Genomic DNA, 22,005 nt, shown 5'->3' with positions numbered 1-22,005 from the left:
ATTTACCTTAAATTGGTGATTCCGGGATTACTTTTTCAGACCACCAATGAGATCATTTTTCAAGTCAACTACATTCTCAAGCCCAACAGCAATCCGAACAAGGCCATCAGTAATGCCAGCTGCCTTACGAGCTTCCGGGCTTACTCGGCAATGTGTAGTTGTTGCGGGATGCGTAATGGTCGTACGAGTGTCGCCAAGGTTTGCCGTAATGGAGCAAAGCTTAGTTTGATTAATGAGCTTGAATGCAGCCCTCTTTCCACCCTTGAGCGTGAATGACAAAATGGCTCCACCAGCTTTTTGTTGGCGCTTAGCCAAAGCATGCTGAGGATGTGACTTGAGTCCGGGATGATAAACGCGCTCAACTCCAGGCTGCCTTTCTAACCACTGGGCAATTTCTAAAGCATTTTGGCTTTGTTGCTTCATGCGCAACTCTAGAGTTTCCAGACCCTTTAGAAATACCCAGGCATTAAATGCTGACAATGTTGGACCGGCAGTTCTCACATAGGGAAATACTTTACCCATGATGAAATCATTACTACCCACAATTGCTCCACCGACAACGCGACCCTGGCCATCAAGATATTTAGTGGCGGAATGAATCACGACATCAGCACCTAATAACAGTGGTCTTTGCAAAGCCGGAGTGCAGAAGCAGTTATCCACAGCAAAGAGTGCTTTTGCTTTCTTAGCGATCTTGGAGATGGCTTTGATATCAGCAATCTCAGTTAAAGGATTGGATGGTGTTTCCAAATAAAACAACTTGGTGTTTTCTTGGACGGCATCTTGCCAAGCCTTAGTATTTGATAAATCTACATAGGTAGTTGCAATACCAAAGCGCCCTAAAATGTTACTAAATAGCTGAATCGTTGCGCCAAAGACAGAGCGAGAACAAACCACATGGTCACCCGCTTGAAGATGAGCCATGGCCATCGTCAAAATAGCAGCCATACCTGAAGATGTCGCAATACAAGCCTCACCACCCTCTAGAGCAGCCAGTCTATCTTGAAACATACTGACTGTTGGATTGGTAAAGCGTGAATAAATAAAGCCTTGATCAGCATGAGCAAAGCCATCGGCCGCAAGTTCCGCGCTATCGAAACAAAAGCTGGAAGTCAGAAACATGGCCTCTGAGTGCTCTTGATACTCAGCAGTACGGCGAGTGCCCGCCCGAACGGCTAGGGTTTCAAGGGCAAGTTTTGAGAAATCAGGTTTTTTGCGGGTAGTTGTACTCTTCATACCGCTATTTTGACACCGAATCGCAGAATTGCCCCAGGCTGCAGCGCCCGAGGAACTCTATCGTTGTTTTTAGTCTTCGGTTGCCAAATGCAGATGAAGCTGTGAACGGGCAAAGTCACTCGAATCACGCTGACGATCTGCCTTTGCCTCTGAGGTATTGCGGGCAGCCTCTAAGGCATCCAAGTAGGACTCATTAATATCGCCTGTGACGTAGTGCCCATCGAAACAAGAGGCTTCAAAATGCTGGATATTGGGATTGATATCTTTTACAGCCTGCTTCATATCCTCAACACTTTGATAGATCAACTGGTCTGCACCAATCATCTTGTTAATCTCTTCATCAGTACGACCATAAGCAACCAATTCACTACGCGTTGGCATATCGATACCGTACACATTCGGAAAGCGAACAGGAGGAGCTGCGGAGGCAAAAATGACCTTTTTAGCACCAGACTCACGAGCCATCTGCACAATCTCAAATGAGGTAGTACCGCGCACAATCGAGTCATCCACAATCAAGACAGTCTTATCTTTAAACTCAATACGCATCGCATTGAGTTTTTGACGTACAGATTTCTTACGCACTGCCTGACCGGGCATGATGAAGGTTCTACCGATATAACGGTTTTTAAAGAAGCCTTCTCGGTAATCAACGCCCAAACGCTTAGCCACCTGCATTGCTGCTGGACGACTAGAGTCTGGAATCGGCATCACCACATCTATCTCGCCAGGAATCGTTTCCTTGCGAATCTTTTCAGCAAGATAGTCGCCCATACGCATACGCACGTTGTATACCGTAACGCCATCGATTGTGGAATCTGGGCGAGCCATATAGACGTATTCAAAAATACAAGGCGTCAAAACTGCATCTGGTACACATTGACGTGAATAGAAGTTGCCATCCAAATCAATGTAGATTGCTTCACCAGGATTAACGTCACGAACAAAAGTAAAACCGAGGCCATCTAAGGCCACAGACTCCGAGGCAATCATCCACTCCGGACCTTTTGGTGTATCGATCCGCCCAATACATAAAGGACGAATGCCAAATTGATCACGAAAAGCCAATAGGCCATAGCCAGCAATCAATGAAACAACAGCATACGACCCTTTAACGCGCTTAGTTACTTGAGTAACGGCATTAAACATTGCGCTCTCGTCCAAGGCAACGCTATTGGTTTCTTTTTGTAACTCATCCGCCAATACATTTAGCAGGACTTCGGTATCAGAGCTAGTGTTGATATGACGACGATCACGGTAAGCCATTTCCACACGCAAACTAGCTGCATTAGTTAGATTGCCGTTATGAGCCAGAATAATTCCGTAAGGAGCGCTAACGTAAAACGGCTGAGCCTCTTCTTCGCTACTTGCAGAGCCGGCAGTTGGATAGCGAACCTGGCCAATGCCAGCGCTGCCTATCAAGCTACGCATATTGCGCGTTCTAAATACATCCCGCACTAAACCATTGGCTTTGTGCATCGTGAATGAATTGCCATTCATTGTTGCCATACCGGCAGCATCTTGACCGCGGTGCTGCAAGAGCAACAACGCGTCATATATGAGTTGATTAACTGAGGAGTGGGAAACAGTTCCGACGACGCCGCACATAAGCCTAGATCCCTATTGTTAATGAAGGTGTTACGGTGGGTGTAATTTTAGGCATTGCATCACCCAATTGTTTTGCCCAGTCAGCTGGTAGCCAGCTTTTAATTAAACCTGTAGCCATATCGACTGCAGGTCGTGTGATTGCTTTTTGCCAAGCCACGCTCTGAGGAATTGGAGTCAGTGCAGCTAAGGTGGCCATTACCACCACAATTAAACCACCTCGAACCAAACCAAAAACGAGACCCAGAAAACGGTCTGTCATGCTCAAGCCTACAGACAGAATAATTTTTTGAATGACGTTACCAATCAGCCCGCAAACAATCAGGCTGAGTATGAACAAAATCAAGAAACTCACACCCAAACTTAAAAGCTCATCCATATGGAATGTTGATAGCCATTCTGTGGATAAGTAGTTGGTGTAGTGGTAGGCAACCCATGCAGCAACAAACCAGGAGGCTAGCGCTAGTACTTCTTTAAATAAACCCCGAGAAATACCCACCAATGCGGACACTAACAACACTACTAAGGTGAAGTAATCCACCGTAGTTAATTTCAGGGTGGATAAATATTCCATTAAGGCGCTCCAACCTCAACAAGTCTTGGAGATAAGCCCATAGCTTTTACTTTTTTCTCGGCAGCTTCAGCTGCATCCTTTTCGGCAAATGGCCCAGCTCTTAAAACATACAGCTTGGTGCCATCGGCAGCTGTTTTATTGAGTACGTAGTTCGGAATCTTTTGATCTTTCATTTTGGTAATCCAACCTTTAGCCCGCTCTTCCGATGCAAAGGCGCCAATCTGAATCACATACTTACCAGAGCCAACCTTTTTAGGAAGCTCTTCCGTTTTATTGTTTGAGTTTGGAATTGCAACCACTTCCTCTCCAGCGGCTAAGCCGATCGAGTTTGCTTTATTCGATACAGGAGTAGGTCTGGGATCAACCTTAATTTCAGACTTCATCTCGGGTGTAGGTGTGGCGACCACCGCCTTGGATGAGCCAATTTCTTTTTCTTTCAATGGAAAGTCTATTGAAGATTTAACCTTCTCTTCAATAGCTGGTATCGAAGCATTGGGCACTGGAAGACTAGTGACAATGTTCACAGCAATATCGTTATTCACGGATTTTGGCTTGTTATCCAAAATTCGTGGGAGCCCTACTACGGCGATCAGAACCAAAACACCTGCACCAATGAGGCGGTGGCGGGCACGCTGCTGCTCTGGGTCTTCAGTTAGAGCAAGCTCTTCATTTTCCTGAGCACGTTGAAAACTGCGGGGGGCTAATTTATTTACGGTACGGCGACCCCTTACCGAACCTCGGTCGAGGTCTTCAGTCTCGGGGTTTCGCTTAAAAAGCTTAGGTAAACGAATCATGGATCAATGCGCCTGGTTATTTCGATATGCCATTACGCCGGCAACGGTATAGAAGGATCCGAAGATGACGATTCTATCACCCTCACCCGCTTTAGAAAGGGCTTTTTGATACGCTGCAGCAGGATCTGGGAAGCACTCAATACCGCCATCCTCACCATTTTTGACAGCAACTCCCAGCTCCTCAAGCCTCTCAGATATAGCTTTGGCACTAGCCGCCCGTGGAGTGGGTAAATCCGTACAAAACCAGAAGTCCACGCTATTTAGAAGGGGTTTAATGACACCCGCAATATCTTTATCGGCCATGACTCCAAAAACAGCATAGGTATATGGGTGGTAGCCCATCTTATCTAGCCCCTGACCTAGGGTGGCAGCAGCATGTGGATTATGGGCAACATCTAAGACCACGGTGGGCTGTCCAGGAAGCACCTGGAATCGACCTGGGAGCTCAACTAAAGCAAATCCATTACGAATGTCTTGGGCACTCACAGGCAAGCGCTGATGAAGCGCCATCAACGAAGCAATGACTGCGGAAGCATTAAGAATCTGATTGGCACCACGCAAGGCGGGGTAGCCTAAGCCACTAAAGCGTTTTTGACGGCCTGCCCAGCCCCACTGTTGCTTATCGCCTTGGAAGTTATAGTCTCGCCCTTGTAACCATAAATCACAACCTAGTTTTTCAGCGTAATCAATTAAAGATTGCGGCGGTACAGGGTCCCCACAAACCGCAATGCCGCCAGCGCGGAAAATTCCCGCTTTTTCTAGACCAATAGCTTCTCTAGTACCACCCAAGAAATCAGCGTGATCAATGTCAATGCTAGTTACGATAGCGCAATCAGCATCAACAATATTGACAGCATCTAAACGACCGCCCATACCCACTTCTAGCACTACAGCATCTAAGTTCGCGTTAGAAAATAGATGCATGATTGCCAAGGTTGTGAATTCAAAATAAGTTAGGGTTGGCGCATTAACCAAGCTGACGCGAGCCCTTTCTACTGCAGCAAAATGCTCTAGCAATAGATCATCTTTAACTTCCTCGCCATTGACGCGTGCGCGCTCGTTGAAAGACAACAAATGCGGCGACATGTGGCATCCAACTTTGTAACCCGATGCCAGTAAGATACTTTCAAGGTAGGCACAGGTTGAGCCCTTGCCATTGGTGCCTGCAACCGTAATGACGGGGCAATCAAAATGAAGGCCCAAAGCTGCTTTGACGCGATTAATGCGGTCAAGCCCCATGTCAATGCCGACAGGGTGTGCTGTTTCGAGGTGACTAAGCCAGGCCGTGAGGCTAGAAAAAAGAATAGGGGCTTGGTGTGCGGTAATCAAGCGCTTTATACAGCCGCGCTACCCGCAATCGCAGGCTCAGGAAGCTGCTGAAGCAAAGCCAACAAACGGGCTATCTCACCTCGCATTTGGCGACGATCAACAATCATATCGATACCGCCCTTTTGCATTAAAAATTCAGAACGCTGAAAACCTTCTGGTAATTTTTCACGCACAGTTTGCTCAATTACTCGGGGGCCTGCAAAACCAATCAATGCTTTAGGTTCCGCCATCACGACATCCCCCATAAAAGCAAAGCTGGCTGAGATACCGCCCATTGTTGGATCAGTCAACACACTAATGTAAGGCAAGCCTTTTTTAGATAGCAAGGTCAACATGGAGTTTGTTTTGGCCATCTGGAAAAGTGATAGCAAGCTTTCTTGCATACGAGCGCCACCAGTTGCAGTTACGCAGATAAAAGCACACTTTTTAGCAATTGCCTCTTGCACGCCACGAGCAAAACGCTCTCCAACAACGGAGCCCATTGAGCCGCCCATATACTGGAACTCGAAACAGGCCGCTACCACTGGAATGCTCTCTATTTTTCCACTCATAACAATCAATGCCTCGGATTCACCGGAAGCGTCGGTCGCCTCTTTCAGGCGGTCAGAGTACTTTTTTGAATCTTTAAATTTGAGCGGGTCAACTGGGTAAATATCTGCGCCGATTTCGTAGCGGCCTTTAGGGTCTAAGAGACTATCGAGTCGCTGACGGGCGCCAATACGCATGTGATGACTACATTTTGGACAGACGGAGAGATTGGCTTCAATATCAGCGCTGTAAAGCACGATTTCACAGCTGGGGCACTTAACCCAAAGTCCCTCAGGAACAGATTTGCGATTCGCAGGATCCGTATGTTGGATTTGTGGGGGTAGTAATTTATCAATCCAGCTCATCAGTCTCTAACTATCCAGTGCATTAACTATCTAAAGCGACGCGAATTTCACGTATAAAGGTTTCAAGTGATTGTACCGCTTGGCTAGGGGGTGAATCCTCCAAAAGGCGAATAATTCGACTACCAATGACCACTGCATCCGCTGTTTTTGATACCGTGCGGGCACTTTCTGCATCATTAATACCAAAACCTACAGCAATCGGGATTTGAGTAACTTCACGGATTTTGGGAATAATGCTGGCTACATCTTGAGTATTGAGATGGGATGCGCCTGTAACCCCCCTCATAGAGACGTAGTAAATATAACCAGAAGCTATTTTGGCGGCCTCTTTTATGCGCTCCAGTGATGAAGTGGGGGCTAATAAAAAAATAGGGTCAACTCCAGCTACACGCATACGCGCCGCAAAATCAATGCACTCTTCTGGTGGGTAATCCACAATCAGGACACCGTCAACGCCCGCAGCCTTTGCTTCAGTGGCAAAACGCTCTGCCCCCATCTGCTCGACTGGGTTTGCATAACCCATCAGCACTACTGGCGTATTTACATCAGACTTGCGAAACTCTTTGACCATTTCCAAACAGCCATGCAAAGTAACGCCTTGTGACAGAGCTCGTTCAGAGGAACGCTGAATGACTGGGCCATCGGCCATCGGATCTGAGAATGGAACCCCCAACTCAATCACGTTGGCACCACCACGAACTAAGGCATGCATCAACTCAACAGTAAGTTTAGGATCGGGATCACCAGCAGTAATAAAAGGAATAAGCCCTTTTTTCCCAGAAGCTTTTAAGTCGTTAAAGAGTGCAGTAATTTTTGACATAACAATTCGTATAAATTTCTTTGTGTAGCGCAGTGAATAACTGCGAATTAGCCTTCAGAACCAGTAGCCTGAGCAACGGTATGCATGTCCTTATCACCACGACCAGATAGGTTCACCAAAATAGTTTGGTCTTTGGGGAGTGTAGGTGCTAATTTACAGGCATAAGCAATTGCGTGAGAGGATTCAAGCGCAGGAATAATGCCTTCGATACGGCAGCAATCGTGAAAAGCTTTAAGAGCCTCTTCATCTGTCACTGCAACATATTCAGCGCGACCCGAATCCTTCAACCAGGCATGCTCAGGACCAACGCCTGGGTAATCCATGCCTGCTGAAACTGAATGCGTTTCAGAAATCTGACCATTCTCATCTTGCAAAAGATAAGTGCGATTACCGTGCAATACACCCGGCTTACCAACACACAGTGCTGCTGAATGCAAACCACTGTTCAAGCCATGTCCTGCAGCCTCAACACCAATGAGTTTCACTTCAGGAAAATCTATATAGGGATAGAAGATACCCATTGCGTTGGAACCACCACCAACGCAAGCCATTACATAATCAGGTTGTCGGCCAGTGAGCTCAGGCATTTGAACTTTGCACTCTTCACCAATCACACTCTGGAAATCTCTGACCATCATGGGGTATGGGTGTGGGCCAGCAACAGTGCCGATGATGTAGAAGGTATCGTCCACATTAGTAACCCAATCACGCATCGCCTCATTAAGCGCATCTTTTAGTGTCTTGGTGCCCGATTCAACGGGGACTACTTTTGCACCGAGCAACTTCATGCGGAACACATTTTGCGCTTGACGGGCAACGTCAACGGAGCCCTGGTACACAGTGCAATCCAAGCCAAAGCGTGCGCAGATGGTTGCAGTAGCAACACCATGCTGCCCCGCTCCAGTCTCCGCAATAATGCGAGGCTTGCCCATGCGTTTAGCCAGCATTGCCTGGCCGATGACGTTATTAATTTTGTGAGCGCCAGTGTGATTTAAATCTTCGCGCTTCAGATAGATCTGCGCACCGCCTAGCATCTCGCTCCAACGCTTCGCGTGATAAACCGGTGATGGACGACCTACAAAATGTTTGAGCTCGTAATGAAACTCCTCAAGGAACTCTGGATCGTATTGATATTTAGCATAAGCAGCTTTGAGCTCATCCAAAGCAAACATTAAAGTTTCCGAAACAAATACGCCACCATAAGGACCAAAGTGTCCTCGTGCATCTGGCTTATCGTACATAAATACCTCTTTTAATTAATTACCGCAAATATTAGGGGGATGCGCTTGCGTCTGCCGCGCGCACCGCCTGGATAAATTCCTTCATCAAGGCGTGATCTTTGACGCCCTTGCTGATTTCTACGCCACTAGAGACGTCAACCGCACAAGGGTGTAGACGTGAAATGGCTTCGCCCACGTTGTGAACGTTCAATCCACCACTCAAAACGACCTGAGGCGCGTTTGCGATTATCCATACTTGCGGGATTCCTGACCAATCAAAAGGAATGCCTCCCCCTCCATATCCCTCAACTAGGGCATCGAGCAAAAAGGCACTTGCTTGACCATATTGTAGGGAAAAATCAGCAAAAGCGAAGTCGGCGCCTACACGGGCAGCCTTAATCCATGGCTGACCTGCCGCTAAGCGTTGGCATTCCGCAGGGGACTCATCCCCATGAAACTGCCATAAAGTGATTGGGGCAACAGCTCGAATAGCCTCAAATTCTGCATCTGTAGGGTTTACAACCAAACCTACAGCATCTACCCCTGCAGGGAGCCTAGAGATCAAGGTGGCAGCGATATTAGGACTCACAGCCCTCGGACTCGGGGGATAGAAAACGAAACCTACCGCATCTACCCCAGCAGCAACAGCAGCATCGACATCTGTAGGCGTCTTAAGACCGCAGATTTTGACTCTGGTTCGACCGGAGGAATAATTAAGTAAGCCCATAAAGGAAATGATAAGGCTTTAGCCCTGAAATAACAGGCTTTGATTAAAAGAGGTTTTTAGGGAGCCAAGAGTTCTCAAGCCAAGGTTTGGGGATATTAAATTCTTCTGGGTAAGCAATTTGAGCTAGATAAAGGCCGGCTGGTGAAAATGTGGGCGCTGCAATGCTACGATCTTTTGCAGCCAATACTTTAGCCATCCAATCGGCAGATTGTTTGCCAATGCCAATTTGAATAAAGCTACCCACCAAATTGCGTACCATGTGGTGCAAAAAGGCATTCCCTTTAATCTTGAAATACAGCCACGGCTCATCAGAGAAAATCTCAATGGAATAGATAGTTTTCACAGGGGTCTTGCTCTGGCACTCCGAAGATCTAAATGAGGTGAAATCGTGCTCACCAATTAAATATCCTGCAGAGCGCTTCATGGCGTCCACATCAAACCAGCGATCAGCAGGAAGCATCACATAACCCGCGCGTGAAGCGCTCATTGGGGAGCGGCAAGGCCCAGCGTGCAATGCGTAAATGTAAGTGCGCTCATGGGCGGAATAGCGGGCGCTAAACTCATCAGAAACTGGCTGCGCCCAGTTCACCACAATTGATTCGGGAAGGAAGGTATTAACCCCCCTCACCCACGACCAATTTTCACGCTCCACCTCAACATCAAAGTGAACAACCTGCCCCAATGCATGAACACCTGTATCCGTTCTACCAGCAGTAATCACGCGTATGGGATTGGACTTCAGAGCATCAATTCCAACAAATGCAGAAATGGCTTTTTCTAATTCATCTTGAATAGTATTTTGATTTACTTGAGACTGCCAGCCTGAAAAGTGGCTGCCATCATATTGGAGGCCTAAGGCTATACGCATAGGAAGACCTTAGTTATTGCTGTGTGACAACTCAAGCAAGAGGCCTTGAGCTTCTACCGTAATTGCTGGATCAATAGACCCACCAATATGAACGATTTCCTGCAATGATTTCTTGGCTGCCGAAAAGTCCTCAATCGTGATGTAGGCTCGAGCCAAATTTAACTTCACACGTAAGGCCTCGGCAAGAGGATTTGCCACAATGGGGGATGTTGGGGCAGGCTTTTTGGGAGAAGTTAACTCCAAATCAATCCCTGCAAATAGCGCCTTAGCACGCTCAGGCATCACCCCATGAGATACGGAATGATCCTTCAAGGGAGTTATCGCGTTTGTTGCTTCTTTAGAAAAATTACGTAGCTCAGATTTGCGCGCATTCTTTGCCAATAACCAAAGCAGTAAACCTGTAAAGCCCATCAATACTAGGGCCAGTAAAGCAGGTGCAAATCCACCCAGCCCAAGATTGTTAAGGGTATTCAGATCCTTATCCTTATCTCTTCCCTTTGTTTGAACAACGAGACGCTGTAAATCTGCAATATTTTTCTCAAGCTCAACAATGCGTGCACGAGTCTGCTCTAACGTTTTTTCCTGAGCAACTAGTTCTTCCGTATAGCGGCGCTCCTCAGAACTACCTTCAGCACTAGATCCAATCTTGAGTCTATCTTTAGGGGCTAATTCAGCAACATTCTTTTCGACGCTGGAGGTAGATGATGCCCCACTCTTGGCTTCTTGATCAGAGCGCCACTGAGCATTAGATTCAGCTACGAATTGATTTGCCTCTGCCGGGCTAATAGATCTCAGTAATGCTTGGTTAGGCGTATTGAGTTCAGCACCAGCCTCAAGACGATTAATGCTACCGCTAGCAAATGCATCGGGGTTGGCTTTAAACAAAGCCATCATCGTTTGATCTAAGCTCGCGCCTGGCAACTGAGGTGCTAATTGAGCTGCAATTTCAGATAATGTTTGACCTGGTCTGACTAAAATTTTCTGAGCATCACCCAATAACAAGGTATAGGCCTTAGTAAGGCTACCTGCAGACCAATTGAGTGTCACTAAGACATCTAAGAATGGATCATCTGTTATTGGAACAGCCTCAACCGTTTCAAGCAACACCATGAGCTGCTGTTGTTGGTTGCGATAAATCATTGCCTGCGGATTTAAATCTATTATTTTTTTAGAAATCCCGAGGCGCTCATAGGAGGCTCTATTAGAGATGGCAACATTCAGACTAGGTAGTGCTGATTGCTCATCAATACCCACCCGAATCGGAAACTCCACCTTTAGTGGCTCACCAGGCCTAGAGAGAAGCTTGGGCGAACCCAGTGAGATCGCGCCTGCCGAGCAAGACCAACTTAGCCAAACTAAGCAAAGTGCTTTTGCAAACTGTATCCGGCTAATTCGAAACATTAATGTTCAAGCAGGATGCGCAGCATGCGACGCAGTGGCTCAGCAGCACCCCATAAGAGCTGATCCCCGACAGTAAAGGCACCAAGATATTCAGGACCCATTGCCATCTTATGCAGGCGGCCAATAGGTACAGTCAAGGTACCGCTGATTGCGGCTGGTGATAATTCACGCTCAGTGGTCTCACGATCGTTAGGAATCACTTTTACCCATTGGTTATCGTTAGCCAAGATTTCCTCAATCTCTTTTAATGGAATATCTTTCTTGAGTTTGACTGTCAAACCTTGTGAGTGACAACGCATGGCACCAACACGCACGCAAAGACCATCAATTGGAATGCTGCCAGGCGTTCTAAATGCAGGTCGACCTAAGATCTTATTGAATTCAGCTCCACCCTTCCACTCTTCTTTCGTTTGGCCATTCTCAACCGGAACATCAATCCAAGGAATCAAACTACCCGCCAAAGGCGTGTTACGGAAGTTTTTCTTCGGAAAATCGGGAGAGCGGAGTGTCTCGGTAATTTTGCGATCGATATCTAAAATCCAAGATGAAGGATCAGCTAGTTCAGTTGCAACACTGTCACGCAAAGCACCCATTTGCAAAAGGAGTTCGCGCATATTCTGCGCACCAGCACCGGATGCAGCTTGGTAGGTCATAGCGCTAATCCACTCAACCATATCAGCCTTCACTAGACCGCCCATGGCCATCATCATCAAACTCACCGTGCAATTACTACCAATCCAGTTTTTTCCACCGGCAGCTAAGGCGTTATCAATCACAGAGCGATTTACGGGGTCTAAAACTAAAACAGCATCATCTTTCATGCGCAAGGCACTTGCTGCATCAATCCAATGGCCCTGCCATCCAGCGGCACGTAGCTTAGGAAAAATGTCATTGGTGTAATCACCGCCCTGACAAGTCAAAATGATGTCGCAACGTGATAGCGCTTTGATGTCATGCGCATCTTGTAGGGCGTTTTCGTTCTTGGTAACCTTTTGACCATTTAACAGCGGCACTTCACCGCCTGCTTGGCTGGTACTAAAAAAAATTGGCTCTATAAGCTCGAAATCCTTTTCAGCCAACATTCTCTCCATGAGAACGCTACCAACCATACCGCGCCAGCCGACTAAGCCTACTAATGGTGTATTTGTATTTGCCATGATGATCGACTATCTATTCAGTGTGATGATTTATTTTGAGTGTATGTATTTCTTATTTTGAAAGAGCCGCTACTACAGCATCGCCCATTTCAACGGTGGAAATCTTCTTCGTGCCTTCTGTGTAGATGTCGGCCGTTCGTAACCCTTGTGCAAGAACTTTTTGGACCGCCGCCTCAATACGATCAGCCTCCTGTGGTAAACCCAAGGAGTAACGCAACATCATGGCAGCTGACAAAATGGTCGCCAAAGGGTTTGCAATACCTTTGCCAGCGATATCGGGGGCTGATCCATGGCTAGGCTCATACAGGCCTTTATTATTTTTATCTAATGAAGCTGATGGCAACATGCCAATAGAGCCGGTTAACATCGCTGCCTCATCAGACAGAATGTCACCAAACAGATTGCCAGTTACCACTACATCAAATGCTTTTGGTGCCTTGACTAGTTGCATTGCTGCATTGTCGACATACATATGTGACAACTCCACATCTGGATAGTCTTTAGCAACTTGGGTCATTACCTCACGCCAGAGCTGCGATGTCTCTAAAACGTTTGCTTTATCAACGCTGCAAACTTTTTTACCTCGTTTACGCGCCGCTTCAAATGCAACGCGACCAATACGTTCAACTTCTGGCTCGCTGTAATGCATCATGTCATAACCTTCACGCGCACCTTTGAACAAAGGAAGCTCTGAAGTACGAATACCGCGCGGTTGACCAAAATAAATGTCGCCGTTCAGTTCACGAATAATCAAAATATCGAGACCACCAATAATCTCTGCCTTTAGGCTAGATGCAGCAGTTAACTCGTCATAACAAATTGCGGGTCTAAAATTAGCAAATAATTCCAAATGCTTACGTAATCCCAAAATGGCTTGTTCAGGGCGCAGTTCACGTGGCAAGGTATCGTATTTCCAGTCACCGACAGCCCCAAACAAAATAGCATCTGCTTTTTTGGCCAACTCTAGAGTCGCAGGTGGCAATGGATGACCGGCAACATCATAAGCAGCGCCGCCAACAGGGGCTGTCTCGAGGTCAAATTTAGGGCCAAGCGCGTTTAATACCTTAACGGCTTCAGCAACGATTTCCGGGCCGATACCATCGCCCGGTAGGACTGCAATTTTCATGAAAGGCCTTTAACTCTATAAAACTACGGCAGTTGTGTAGCAAGCCAAGGCATCTTGAGGATGCGCTCAGCTTCGTAAGCCTTGATTTTATCTGCATGTTGCAGGGTTAAGCCAATATCGTCTAATCCGTTTAGCAGGCAATGCTTTCTAAATGGCGCCACATCAAAGCTATAGGCCGTGCCATCAGGGGTAATCACCTGCTGGCTTTCCAGATCAATCGTGAGCTGGTAGCCGTTAAATGCCAGCGTTTCGTTAAACAAATGGTCTACCTGTAGTTCTGATAGAGCAATCGGTAAAATGCCATTCTTGAAGCAATTATTGTGGAAAATATCTGCAAAACTAGGGGCAATCACCGCTCTGAAGCCATACTGATCCAGTGCCCATGGCGCATGTTCACGCGAGCTACCGCAACCGAAATTCTTGCGGGCTAGCAAAATACCCGCATCTTTATAGCGTGGTTGGTTTAAAACAAAATCAGGGTTAATTGGGCGGATGCTGCAATCTTGACCAGGTTCGCCATGATCTAAATAGCGCCACTCATCAAATAGATTCTGACCAAAGCCTGTTTTCTTAATCGATTTTAAGAATTGCTTTGGGATGATGGCATCGGTATCTACGTTCTCGCGATTAAGCGGAGCAACTAAACCTTTGTATACCGTAAATTTTTCCATGATGATCTTTTGCTAAATATCGACTGATTACTTATTTAAAAGCACTTACTTCACTGGCGTTACAACAACATCTTTCCCTTTTGTTTGGGATTGGTTGGTTGTAGTGCTATTGCCACCCATGGAGTTGCCCATGGTTTGCATATCTTTACCAAGACCTTCCATCGTATTGCTACAGGCTGAAATAATAATTCCTGCAATAGCAACGATAGTAAGTTTTTTAATCATTGTGAAAGTAGACCATTTAAACACGCTAATTCCTTAAGAAATCTTACGAACATCAACAAAGTGACCTTCAATGGCAGCAGCAGCAGCCATTGCCGGGCTAACCAAATGCGTTCTTCCGCCATTACCTTGGCGACCTTCAAAATTACGATTGGAGGTAGAGGCGCAACGCTCACCTGGCTCAAGGCGATCAGCATTCATGGCCAAACACATGGAGCAACCAGGCTCGCGCCATTCAAAGCCAGCAGCTTTAAAGACCCGATCTAAACCTTCTCGCTCGGCCTGAGCCTTGACTAAACCAGAGCCAGGCACAACCATTGCCAATTTGACATTAGCAGCAACTTTTTTACCTAAGCGGTCTACGACCTTAGCAGCAGCACGAATGTCCTCAATGCGACTGTTTGTGCAGGAACCAATAAATACTTTATCTACAGAAATATGACTCATTGGGGTATTTGGAACGAGACCCATGTATTCCAGCGCACGCTCCATTGCGGAACGCTTATTCGTATCGTGCTCTTTCTCAGGATCTGGAATGCGATCACCAATAGAAAGAACCATTTCAGGCGAAGTACCCCAAGTCACTTGAGGGGCAATCTCTTCGGCACGCAACTCCACTACGGCATCGAACTTCGCATCGACATCTGAATGCAAAGTGCGCCAGTATTGCAGAGCATGACGCAATGCTTCTGCCTTGGGAGCGTAAGGTCGACCTTGAATGTAGTCAATCGTGGTCTCATCAACCGCCACTAGGCCAGCGCGAGCACCTGCCTCGATTGCCATATTGCAGACAGTCATCCGACCTTCCATGGACAGGTTGCGAATAGCCTCGCCAGAAAACTCGATGGTGTAGCCCGTACCACCAGCAGTACCAATCCTACCAATGACCGCAAGAACAATATCTTTAGCAGTAGAGCCAGGTTGCAAACGCCCATCAACCTTAACCAACATGTTTTTGCTCTTTTTCATTAGCAAGGTTTGGGTGGCTAGTACATGCTCAACTTCTGACGTACCAATACCAAATGCCAATGCTCCAAATGCGCCATGAGTGCTGGTGTGTGAATCGCCACAGACAACGGTCATGCCAGGCAAAGTAGCACCCTGCTCCGGTCCAATTACATGCACAATCCCTTGACGGGAGTCATTCATTTTGTACTGCGTAATGCCAAAGGCATCGCAATTTTGATCTAGCGTATCTACCTGCAACTTAGAAATAGGGTCTGCTATCCCTTCGGAGCGGTCGGTAGTTGGAACATTGTGATCGGATACCGCCAAGTTGGCAGAAATACGCCAAACAGGGCGGCCGGCAATATTCAAGCCCTCAAAAGCTTGAGGGCTTGTCACCTCATGCAATAACTGACGATCTATATATATCGTGGCCGTGCCATCTTGTTCTGAATAGACGACATGGTCATCCCACAATTTATCGTAAAGCGTGCGTGACATGAAAACCCTTTAAAACTTTTATTTACGAACAGTAATATTGGGAACTTTACGTGAAGTTTCTCCAACATATAACTGACGTGGACGACCAATCTTGTACTCAGGATCAGTGATCATCTCTTCCCATTGAGCAATCCAACCCACTGTTCTTGCCAAAGCAAAAACACAGGTAAACATTTCTGTTGGAATACCTAAGGCGCGCTGCACGATGCCTGAGTAGAAGTCTACGTTTGGATAGAGCTTACGACTTACAAAGTAGTCGTCTTCTAATGCAATTTTCTCAAGTGTCATTGCTAATTTGAATAATGGATCATCTTGCAGACCAAGCTCATTCAATACTTCGTAGCAAGTCTCACGCATTAATTTTGCGCGTGGATCAAAGTTTTTATAGACGCGATGACCAAAGCCCATCAAACGAACGCTAGAGTTCTTATCTTTCACTTGAGCGATGAATTCATGAATCTTCTCAACGCCACCATTTGCTTGAATTTCATTCAACATCTGTAAACAAGCTTCGTTTGCACCACCATGAGCTGGGCCCCACAGGCATGCAATACCGGCAGAGATGGCGGCAAATGGATTTGTTCCCGAAGAACCGCACAAACGTACTGTTGAAGTCGATGCATTTTGCTCATGATCAGCATGCAATGTGAAGATGCGGTCTAAAGCGCGCACCAATAATGGGTTCACTTTGTACTCTTCGCAAGGAGTTGCAAACATCATGCGCATAAAGTTTGCTGTGTATGACAAAGAGTTATCAGGATAGATAAATGGCTGGCCAACAGAATACTTATAAGCCATGGCAACCAATGTTGGCATCTTCGCGATCAAACGAATTTGCGCTACTTCACGAGCGTGTGGCTGGCTGTAATCGATCTCATCATGATAGAAAGCTGCCATTGCACCAACCAAGCCAGTCAACACGGACATTGGATGGGCGTCACGGCGGAAACCGCGCAAGAAGAATTGCATTTGCTCATGAACCATCGTGTGATGCATGACCAATTCTTCGAAATCTTTTTTCTGTGCAGCGTTTGGTAATTCACCATTAATCAATAGATAGCAAACTTCTAAGAAGTCACAGTTATGCGCTAAATCTTCGATTGGGTAGCCGCGATATAGCAACTCACCTTTATCACCATCGATGTAGGTAATTTTGCTGTTGCATGAGGCGGTGGAAAGAAAGCCTGAATCGTAAGTAAACTTACCAGTCTGGCCGTAGAGCTTACGAATATCGATTACATCAGGGCCAACAGTCCCCTTGTAAATTGGCAGATCAATATCTGGGGTGCCATCCGAAAACGAGAGTTTTGCCTTGATATCCGATTCAATCATTTCTAATCCTTAGTCATTCAAATTGATGATTAATACGCTTTTTGATTATGCATCCGCGCTACAACTACATCAAAGTGCCGAGTTACTTCTCTCTCAGCCTTTGTAAAACCGCTTTAAAAGAGGCCTCCTGAGCTTCTTTTTCCAGCACAGCCACAGAATCCTTACGACCGATTAATAAATCCATCAAGTCATTGTCTTCCAGGGCCAGTAATTGGGTTAAAACTTTTCCATCTTCCGCATTTAACTGGGCACCGTAGCGCCCAAAGAAACGCTGCAGAATTAAATCATTCTCAAGTAAGCCCCTGCGGGCATCACTCTTTAAACGATATAACTCTGCATTGCTAAGGGTCATACCGCCCTACGAACCATTAATTCCTTGATCTTTCCAATTGCCTTGGTTGGATTCAAATGCTTAGGACATACATCCACACAATTCATGATGGTATGGCAACGGAATAAACGATATGGGTCTTCCAAGTTATCTAAGCGCTGCGCAGTATCTTCATCACGACTATCGGCAATAAAGCGGTAGGCCTGGAGTAAGCCCGCTGGGCCAACAAACTTGTCCGGATTCCACCAGAAAGACGGGCATGATGTGGAGCATGAGGCGCACAAGATGCACTCATACAATCCATTTAACTCTTCACGCTCTTCAGGGCTCTGCAAGCGCTCTTTTTCAGGCGCAGGATTGTCATTCACTAAATAAGGCTTGATAGACAAATATTGCTTGAAGAACAAAGTCATATCAACAATCAAATCACGCACAACTGGCAAGCCAGGCAATGGACGCAATGTGATCACTTTTGGCAAAGTCAACATATTAGTTAAGCAAGCTAAACCATTCTTACCGTTAATGTTCATGGCATCTGAGCCACAAACACCTTCACGGCATGAGCGGCGGTAGGTGATGCTCTCATCTTGCTTCTTTAAAGAAATCAAGGCATCCAACAACATACGTTCACCAGTCAACTCAAGCTCATAACGTTCCATACGTGGAGCTGCATCGACATCAGGATCGTAGCGGTAAATTTCAAATATACGAATATCACTCATTTTCTATTTCTCTTCGCTTAGAAAGTACGTTCTTTAGGAGGGAAGGACTCAACGGTTAAGGGCTTTAACACCACTGGCTTGTAAGACAGCTTATTGCCATTGCTATACCAAAGGGTATGCTTCATCCAGTTGTCATCATCGCGCTCTTGATGATCATCGTGCGAGTGTGCACCACGACTCTCTTTGCGAGCAGCTGCAGAGGTGATTGTGGCGTTGGCAGCCTCAATCAGGTTAGCCACTTCCAAGGCCTCAATACGAGCTGTATTGAAAATCTGAGACTTGTCTTTTAACCATAAGTGCTTTGCGCGCTCAGTTAATTTCGCCATTTGACGAACACCTTCGTCCATCAATTCTTGATTGCGGAATACACCAGCGTACTTCTGCATTGTTTTACGAATGTCGTTTGCAACATCTTGCGCGTATTCACCTGAAGTCGAATTATCCAGCGCTGCAATACGTGCCAATGTTTGTTCGCCTGCATTTTCAGGCAAAGGTTTGAACTCACGATTCTTGAGATCCATCGCAACGATATGGTTACCAGCTGCACGACCGAAAACTAGCAAGTCGAGCAAAGAGTTCGTGCCCAAACGATTTGCACCGTGCACAGATACGCAAGAACACTCACCGATAGCATAAAGACCATTAACAATCTCGTTGTGTATGCCATTAGCAGGCACAACAACTTGACCGTTGATGTTTGTTGGAATACCGCCCATCTGATAGTGGATGGTTGGTACAACTGGAATAGGCTCTTTTGTTACGTCCACGTTTGCAAAGTTGATACCGATCTCATACACAGAAGGCAAACGCTTCATGATGGTCTCTGCGCCAATATGAGTCAAATCGAGCACTACATAATCACCATTAGGACCGCAACCGCGTCCCTCTTTAATTTCTTGATCCATACAGCGGGATACGAAATCGCGTGGCGCTAAATCTTTATAGGTTGGCGCATAGCGCTCCATAAAGCGCTCACCATCTTTATTACGCAAAATGCCGCCTTCGCCGCGACAACCTTCTGTCAACAATACGCCCGCACCAGCTACGCCAGTTGGGTGGAATTGCCAGAACTCCATATCTTCCAATGGAATATCTGCACGAGCAGCTAGACCCATACCGTCACCAGTATTGATAAATGCGTTTGTGGATGCATCCCAAATACGACCCGCACCACCGGTAGCCATCATGACTACTTTAGTTTCGAGAATATAAACCTCGCCAGTCTCCATTTCGAGGGCAGTAACACCAACGACATCGCCAGCATCATCACGAATTAAATCCAAAGCGAGCCACTCAACAAAGAAGTTTGTTTTTGCACGCACGTTACGTTGATACAAAGTGTGCAACATCGCGTGACCAGTGCGGTCAGCTGCAGCGCAAGCACGTTGAACAGGCTTCTCGCCATAGTTAGCGGTGTGACCTCCAAATGGGCGCTGATAAATCGTGCCATCTGGATTACGGTCAAATGGCATTCCAAAGTGCTCGAGCTCATAAACTACTTTAGGAGCTTCGCGGCACATAAACTCGATGACATCTTGATCGCCTAACCAGTCGGAACCTTTGATGGTGTCGTAAAAGTGATAGTGCCAGTTGTCTTCACTCATATTGCCGAGGGAAGCGCCAATGCCACCTTGTGCAGCAACAGTATGTGAGCGTGTTGGGAAAACCTTAGTTAATACCGCAACGTTCAAGCCAGCTTCTGCTAATTGCAAAGAAGCGCGCATACCTGAACCACCTGCACCAATAATTACTGCGTCGAAACGACGGCGTGGCAATACTTTTTTAATCGCGGTCATTGAATTACACTTTCCACAAAATTTGTACGGCATAGGCCGCACAGGCTACGAGATACAGAACAGTTAACACCTGAAGTGTTAAACGAATGCTGACGGGCTTGATGTAATCCATCCAGATATCACGGATACCAATCCATGCGTGATAGAACAGGCTGATGAAGAACAAGAGGGTCAAGAGCTTCATAAACTGATTGCTAAACAATGCAGCCCAGCCTTCATAAGTAGCGCTACCAGTAATGCAATAGTCAGCTAGCAAAACAATAGTGAAAACCACCATAACAATGGCAGTTACTCGCTGAATAATCCACTCTTTAAGGCCGTAGTGAGCGCCAACAACTAAACGCTTCGGTCCAATTTGATAAATAGGCATTAGATTTCCTTAATGAACAAACGCTTAGTACAAGCCAAATAATTTGAGGCCAACAACCGCCGTCAAAGCGAGACCCAAGAGAAATACAAAAATCGCTGAGCGATTTGCTTCGGCTTTTTCAACGCCAATCTCTAAATCTAGCAAGAGATAACGTATGCCTGCGCAAAAATGGTGCAAGAAGGACCAAATTAAACCGAGAAGAATGATTTTGACCAGCACATGACCTGTAATTTCCTGAAACTTTTGATAGCTCATCTCAGAAGCTAAGCTTTGATCTAGGAGGTACAACAGGAAAGGCAACATCAAAAATAATGCTGCCCCGCTAATGCGGTGAAGAATAGAAACTTTCCCAGCCCAAGGAAGGCGGTACTTAATCAACTGGGCTAGACCAATATTTCGATAAACCGGTCTATCTTTTTTTACGTTTTGCTGTGCATCAACCATGGGCAATCTCAATCTTTCGGTGGAGGTTCAGTGTGGCTTTGTTGTGTCGCAACATATTCTATTGGAAACCTTAGAGGTGGTGGGGACTTTTTAGCGTTTAAAGGGGTTTAATAGTGGTTTTTACTGATTTTTCAGTGTACTACCTAGTTCAATTTATTGTCGTAGTGCTGATCAGCAGTGTCGTATCTTGCGTGTCGAATTTCTACTGGTTTATTCCCGTAGGTGAAAGCCACCCTTTCAACCGACAGTAAAGCTGCGCCAACCGGAACTTGTAAATATTGAGCAAGGTCGTCATTTGCAAGAACAGCCTTAATTTTCTCCTCAGCACGCACCATATGAGTTGCATATTCACCCTCATAAAGCGCATACATGGGGCCAGACAAGGCATTCAAGGCATTTAAAGTCAGCCCCTTAAAACGGCCTTCTGGCAGCCAAATTTCTTCAAACACGATAGGTCTACCTGCGGAACTTTGCACTCGATCAATACGAATAATCGGGTCACCTGCCTTTAATTTAAGCAAATGGGCGATATATTCATCAGATTTGATGTATTCACAAGCTAAAAACTGGTTTTTGAGTTGGAGTTTTTCACCGGAATCAGGCTCAAGACGTAAAAAGCGGTACTGCCAGCCCTCCTCTTGATGGGTGGCAACAAAAGTGCCCTTCCCTTGACGTCTGACCAATAAATTTTGTGCGGCTAACTCATCAATCGCCTTACGCACAGTGCCCTGGCTGACAGCATAACGAGCTGCAAGCTCCATTTCACTGGGAATGGCATCCCCAGGCAACCACTCGGATGCCTGTAAGCTAGCCAGAATCATGGCTTTGATTTGCTCATAAAGCGGGCTAAATGAGGCAATTGGTTCGGATATAAGTGACAAATTAACTCCAGGACAGCTTCAGTTGGATAAAATCCAGGTT

General features: G+C 46.3%; 23 protein-coding genes. All 23 read right to left on the bottom strand.

Going from position 1 to position 22,005, the window contains the following annotated elements; all coding sequences use genetic code 11:
- Positions 1 to 27 precede the first annotated feature (27 nt).
- A complete protein-coding gene (locus tag CBI30_RS06310) occupies positions 28 to 1,236 on the bottom strand; it encodes an O-succinylhomoserine sulfhydrylase (protein WP_088527462.1) in 1,209 nt (402 codons plus the stop codon).
- 69 nt (positions 1,237 to 1,305) lie between these two features.
- Positions 1,306 to 2,844, bottom strand: coding sequence for an amidophosphoribosyltransferase (purF, locus tag CBI30_RS06305; RefSeq protein WP_088527461.1), 1,539 nt, complete (start codon positions 2,842 to 2,844; stop codon positions 1,306 to 1,308).
- A 4-nt stretch (positions 2,845 to 2,848) separates the two neighbouring features.
- Positions 2,849 to 3,415, bottom strand: coding sequence for a CvpA family protein (locus tag CBI30_RS06300; protein WP_088527460.1), 567 nt, complete (start codon positions 3,413 to 3,415; stop codon positions 2,849 to 2,851).
- Entirely contained in the window at positions 3,415 to 4,209 is a 795-nt protein-coding gene (locus CBI30_RS06295; RefSeq protein WP_088527459.1) for an SPOR domain-containing protein, read from the bottom strand. The genes CBI30_RS06300 and CBI30_RS06295 overlap by 1 nt, the downstream gene beginning before the upstream one ends.
- Before the next feature lie 3 nt (positions 4,210 to 4,212).
- Positions 4,213 to 5,538: a bifunctional tetrahydrofolate synthase/dihydrofolate synthase gene (gene folC / locus CBI30_RS06290; protein WP_206075585.1), complete on the bottom strand. Its 1,326-nt coding sequence runs from the start codon at positions 5,536 to 5,538 to the stop codon at positions 4,213 to 4,215.
- A 5-nt stretch (positions 5,539 to 5,543) separates the two neighbouring features.
- Positions 5,544 to 6,431 (bottom strand): acetyl-CoA carboxylase, carboxyltransferase subunit beta, encoded by an 888-nt coding sequence (gene accD, locus CBI30_RS06285; protein ID WP_088527458.1) that lies wholly within the window; start codon positions 6,429 to 6,431, stop codon positions 5,544 to 5,546.
- Between the two features lie 22 nt (positions 6,432 to 6,453).
- A complete protein-coding gene (trpA, locus tag CBI30_RS06280; protein WP_088527457.1) occupies positions 6,454 to 7,251 on the bottom strand; it encodes a tryptophan synthase subunit alpha in 798 nt (265 codons plus the stop codon).
- A 47-nt stretch (positions 7,252 to 7,298) separates the two neighbouring features.
- Entirely contained in the window at positions 7,299 to 8,492 is a 1,194-nt protein-coding gene (trpB, locus tag CBI30_RS06275; protein ID WP_088527456.1) for a tryptophan synthase subunit beta, read from the bottom strand.
- Between the two features lie 31 nt (positions 8,493 to 8,523).
- A complete protein-coding gene (locus tag CBI30_RS06270) occupies positions 8,524 to 9,198 on the bottom strand; it encodes a phosphoribosylanthranilate isomerase (protein ID WP_088527455.1) in 675 nt (224 codons plus the stop codon).
- 43 nt (positions 9,199 to 9,241) lie between these two features.
- Positions 9,242 to 10,066: a tRNA pseudouridine(38-40) synthase TruA gene (truA, locus tag CBI30_RS06265; RefSeq protein ID WP_088527454.1), complete on the bottom strand. Its 825-nt coding sequence runs from the start codon at positions 10,064 to 10,066 to the stop codon at positions 9,242 to 9,244.
- A gap of 9 nt (positions 10,067 to 10,075) precedes the next feature.
- Positions 10,076 to 11,467, bottom strand: coding sequence for a FimV/HubP family polar landmark protein (locus CBI30_RS06260; RefSeq protein ID WP_088527453.1), 1,392 nt, complete (start codon positions 11,465 to 11,467; stop codon positions 10,076 to 10,078).
- Complete coding sequence (asd, locus tag CBI30_RS06255) at positions 11,467 to 12,624, bottom strand: aspartate-semialdehyde dehydrogenase (RefSeq protein WP_088527452.1); 1,158 nt, start codon at positions 12,622 to 12,624, stop codon at positions 11,467 to 11,469. The genes CBI30_RS06260 and asd overlap by 1 nt, the downstream gene beginning before the upstream one ends.
- Before the next feature lie 52 nt (positions 12,625 to 12,676).
- Positions 12,677 to 13,750 (bottom strand): 3-isopropylmalate dehydrogenase, encoded by a 1,074-nt coding sequence (gene leuB / locus CBI30_RS06250; protein WP_088527451.1) that lies wholly within the window; start codon positions 13,748 to 13,750, stop codon positions 12,677 to 12,679.
- Positions 13,751 to 13,773: 23 nt separating this feature from the next.
- Positions 13,774 to 14,421 (bottom strand): 3-isopropylmalate dehydratase small subunit, encoded by a 648-nt coding sequence (leuD, locus tag CBI30_RS06245; RefSeq protein WP_088527450.1) that lies wholly within the window; start codon positions 14,419 to 14,421, stop codon positions 13,774 to 13,776.
- 45 nt (positions 14,422 to 14,466) lie between these two features.
- Positions 14,467 to 14,670, bottom strand: coding sequence for a hypothetical protein (locus CBI30_RS06240; RefSeq protein WP_088527449.1), 204 nt, complete (start codon positions 14,668 to 14,670; stop codon positions 14,467 to 14,469).
- 9 nt (positions 14,671 to 14,679) lie between these two features.
- Entirely contained in the window at positions 14,680 to 16,089 is a 1,410-nt protein-coding gene (gene leuC, locus CBI30_RS06235; RefSeq protein ID WP_088527448.1) for a 3-isopropylmalate dehydratase large subunit, read from the bottom strand.
- An 18-nt stretch (positions 16,090 to 16,107) separates the two neighbouring features.
- Complete coding sequence (gene gltA / locus CBI30_RS06230; RefSeq protein ID WP_088527447.1) at positions 16,108 to 17,421, bottom strand: citrate synthase; 1,314 nt, start codon at positions 17,419 to 17,421, stop codon at positions 16,108 to 16,110.
- Between the two features lie 82 nt (positions 17,422 to 17,503).
- Positions 17,504 to 17,773, bottom strand: a complete 270-nt coding sequence (locus CBI30_RS06225; protein WP_088527446.1) for an FAD assembly factor SdhE — start codon at positions 17,771 to 17,773, stop codon at positions 17,504 to 17,506.
- Positions 17,770 to 18,474 (bottom strand): succinate dehydrogenase iron-sulfur subunit, encoded by a 705-nt coding sequence (locus CBI30_RS06220; protein ID WP_088527445.1) that lies wholly within the window; start codon positions 18,472 to 18,474, stop codon positions 17,770 to 17,772. The genes CBI30_RS06225 and CBI30_RS06220 overlap by 4 nt, the downstream gene beginning before the upstream one ends.
- Positions 18,475 to 18,491: 17 nt before the next feature.
- Positions 18,492 to 20,270, bottom strand: coding sequence for a succinate dehydrogenase flavoprotein subunit (sdhA, locus tag CBI30_RS06215; RefSeq protein WP_088527444.1), 1,779 nt, complete (start codon positions 20,268 to 20,270; stop codon positions 18,492 to 18,494).
- Between the two features lie 4 nt (positions 20,271 to 20,274).
- Positions 20,275 to 20,640 carry a succinate dehydrogenase, hydrophobic membrane anchor protein gene (gene sdhD / locus CBI30_RS06210; protein ID WP_088527443.1) on the bottom strand — a complete coding sequence of 122 codons (366 nt, stop codon included), beginning with the start codon at positions 20,638 to 20,640 and terminating at the stop codon, positions 20,275 to 20,277.
- Positions 20,641 to 20,664: 24 nt separating this feature from the next.
- Positions 20,665 to 21,084, bottom strand: coding sequence for a succinate dehydrogenase, cytochrome b556 subunit (gene sdhC / locus CBI30_RS06205; RefSeq protein WP_088527442.1), 420 nt, complete (start codon positions 21,082 to 21,084; stop codon positions 20,665 to 20,667).
- 143 nt (positions 21,085 to 21,227) lie between these two features.
- Entirely contained in the window at positions 21,228 to 21,965 is a 738-nt protein-coding gene (locus CBI30_RS06200; RefSeq protein ID WP_088527441.1) for a GntR family transcriptional regulator, read from the bottom strand.
- Positions 21,966 to 22,005: the final 40 nt, after the last annotated feature.

Origin of the sequence: Polynucleobacter aenigmaticus (genome assembly GCF_002206635.1) — a bacterium.
GTDB lineage: Bacteria > Pseudomonadota > Gammaproteobacteria > Burkholderiales > Burkholderiaceae > Polynucleobacter > Polynucleobacter aenigmaticus.
The sequence above is the reverse complement of the archived record's forward strand: the minus strand, read 5'-3'. Positions and strand labels throughout refer to the sequence as shown.

Excerpts from the sequence above, each read along its gene's own strand:
- CBI30_RS06310 (WP_088527462.1), bottom strand. The coding sequence starts at position 1,236 with ATGAAGAGTACAACTACCCGCAAAAAACCTGATTTCTCAAAACTTGCC.
- purF (WP_088527461.1), bottom strand. The coding sequence starts at position 2,844 with ATGTGCGGCGTCGTCGGAACTGTTTCCCACTCCTCAGTTAATCAACTC.
- CBI30_RS06300 (WP_088527460.1), bottom strand. The coding sequence starts at position 3,415 with ATGGAATATTTATCCACCCTGAAATTAACTACGGTGGATTACTTCACC.
- CBI30_RS06295 (WP_088527459.1), bottom strand. The coding sequence starts at position 4,209 with ATGATTCGTTTACCTAAGCTTTTTAAGCGAAACCCCGAGACTGAAGAC.
- accD (WP_088527458.1), bottom strand. The coding sequence starts at position 6,431 with ATGAGCTGGATTGATAAATTACTACCCCCACAAATCCAACATACGGAT.
- trpA (WP_088527457.1), bottom strand. The coding sequence starts at position 7,251 with ATGTCAAAAATTACTGCACTCTTTAACGACTTAAAAGCTTCTGGGAAA.
- trpB (WP_088527456.1), bottom strand. The coding sequence starts at position 8,492 with ATGTACGATAAGCCAGATGCACGAGGACACTTTGGTCCTTATGGTGGC.
- CBI30_RS06270 (WP_088527455.1), bottom strand. The coding sequence starts at position 9,198 with ATGGGCTTACTTAATTATTCCTCCGGTCGAACCAGAGTCAAAATCTGC.
- truA (WP_088527454.1), bottom strand. The coding sequence starts at position 10,066 with ATGCGTATAGCCTTAGGCCTCCAATATGATGGCAGCCACTTTTCAGGC.
- CBI30_RS06260 (WP_088527453.1), bottom strand. The coding sequence starts at position 11,467 with ATGTTTCGAATTAGCCGGATACAGTTTGCAAAAGCACTTTGCTTAGTT.
- asd (WP_088527452.1), bottom strand. The coding sequence starts at position 12,624 with ATGGCAAATACAAATACACCATTAGTAGGCTTAGTCGGCTGGCGCGGT.
- leuB (WP_088527451.1), bottom strand. The coding sequence starts at position 13,750 with ATGAAAATTGCAGTCCTACCGGGCGATGGTATCGGCCCGGAAATCGTT.
- leuD (WP_088527450.1), bottom strand. The coding sequence starts at position 14,421 with ATGGAAAAATTTACGGTATACAAAGGTTTAGTTGCTCCGCTTAATCGC.
- leuC (WP_088527448.1), bottom strand. The coding sequence starts at position 16,089 with ATGTCACGCACGCTTTACGATAAATTGTGGGATGACCATGTCGTCTAT.
- gltA (WP_088527447.1), bottom strand. The coding sequence starts at position 17,421 with ATGATTGAATCGGATATCAAGGCAAAACTCTCGTTTTCGGATGGCACC.
- CBI30_RS06225 (WP_088527446.1), bottom strand. The coding sequence starts at position 17,773 with ATGACCCTTAGCAATGCAGAGTTATATCGTTTAAAGAGTGATGCCCGC.
- CBI30_RS06220 (WP_088527445.1), bottom strand. The coding sequence starts at position 18,474 with ATGAGTGATATTCGTATATTTGAAATTTACCGCTACGATCCTGATGTC.
- sdhA (WP_088527444.1), bottom strand. The coding sequence starts at position 20,270 with ATGACCGCGATTAAAAAAGTATTGCCACGCCGTCGTTTCGACGCAGTA.
- sdhD (WP_088527443.1), bottom strand. The coding sequence starts at position 20,640 with ATGCCTATTTATCAAATTGGACCGAAGCGTTTAGTTGTTGGCGCTCAC.
- sdhC (WP_088527442.1), bottom strand. The coding sequence starts at position 21,084 with ATGGTTGATGCACAGCAAAACGTAAAAAAAGATAGACCGGTTTATCGA.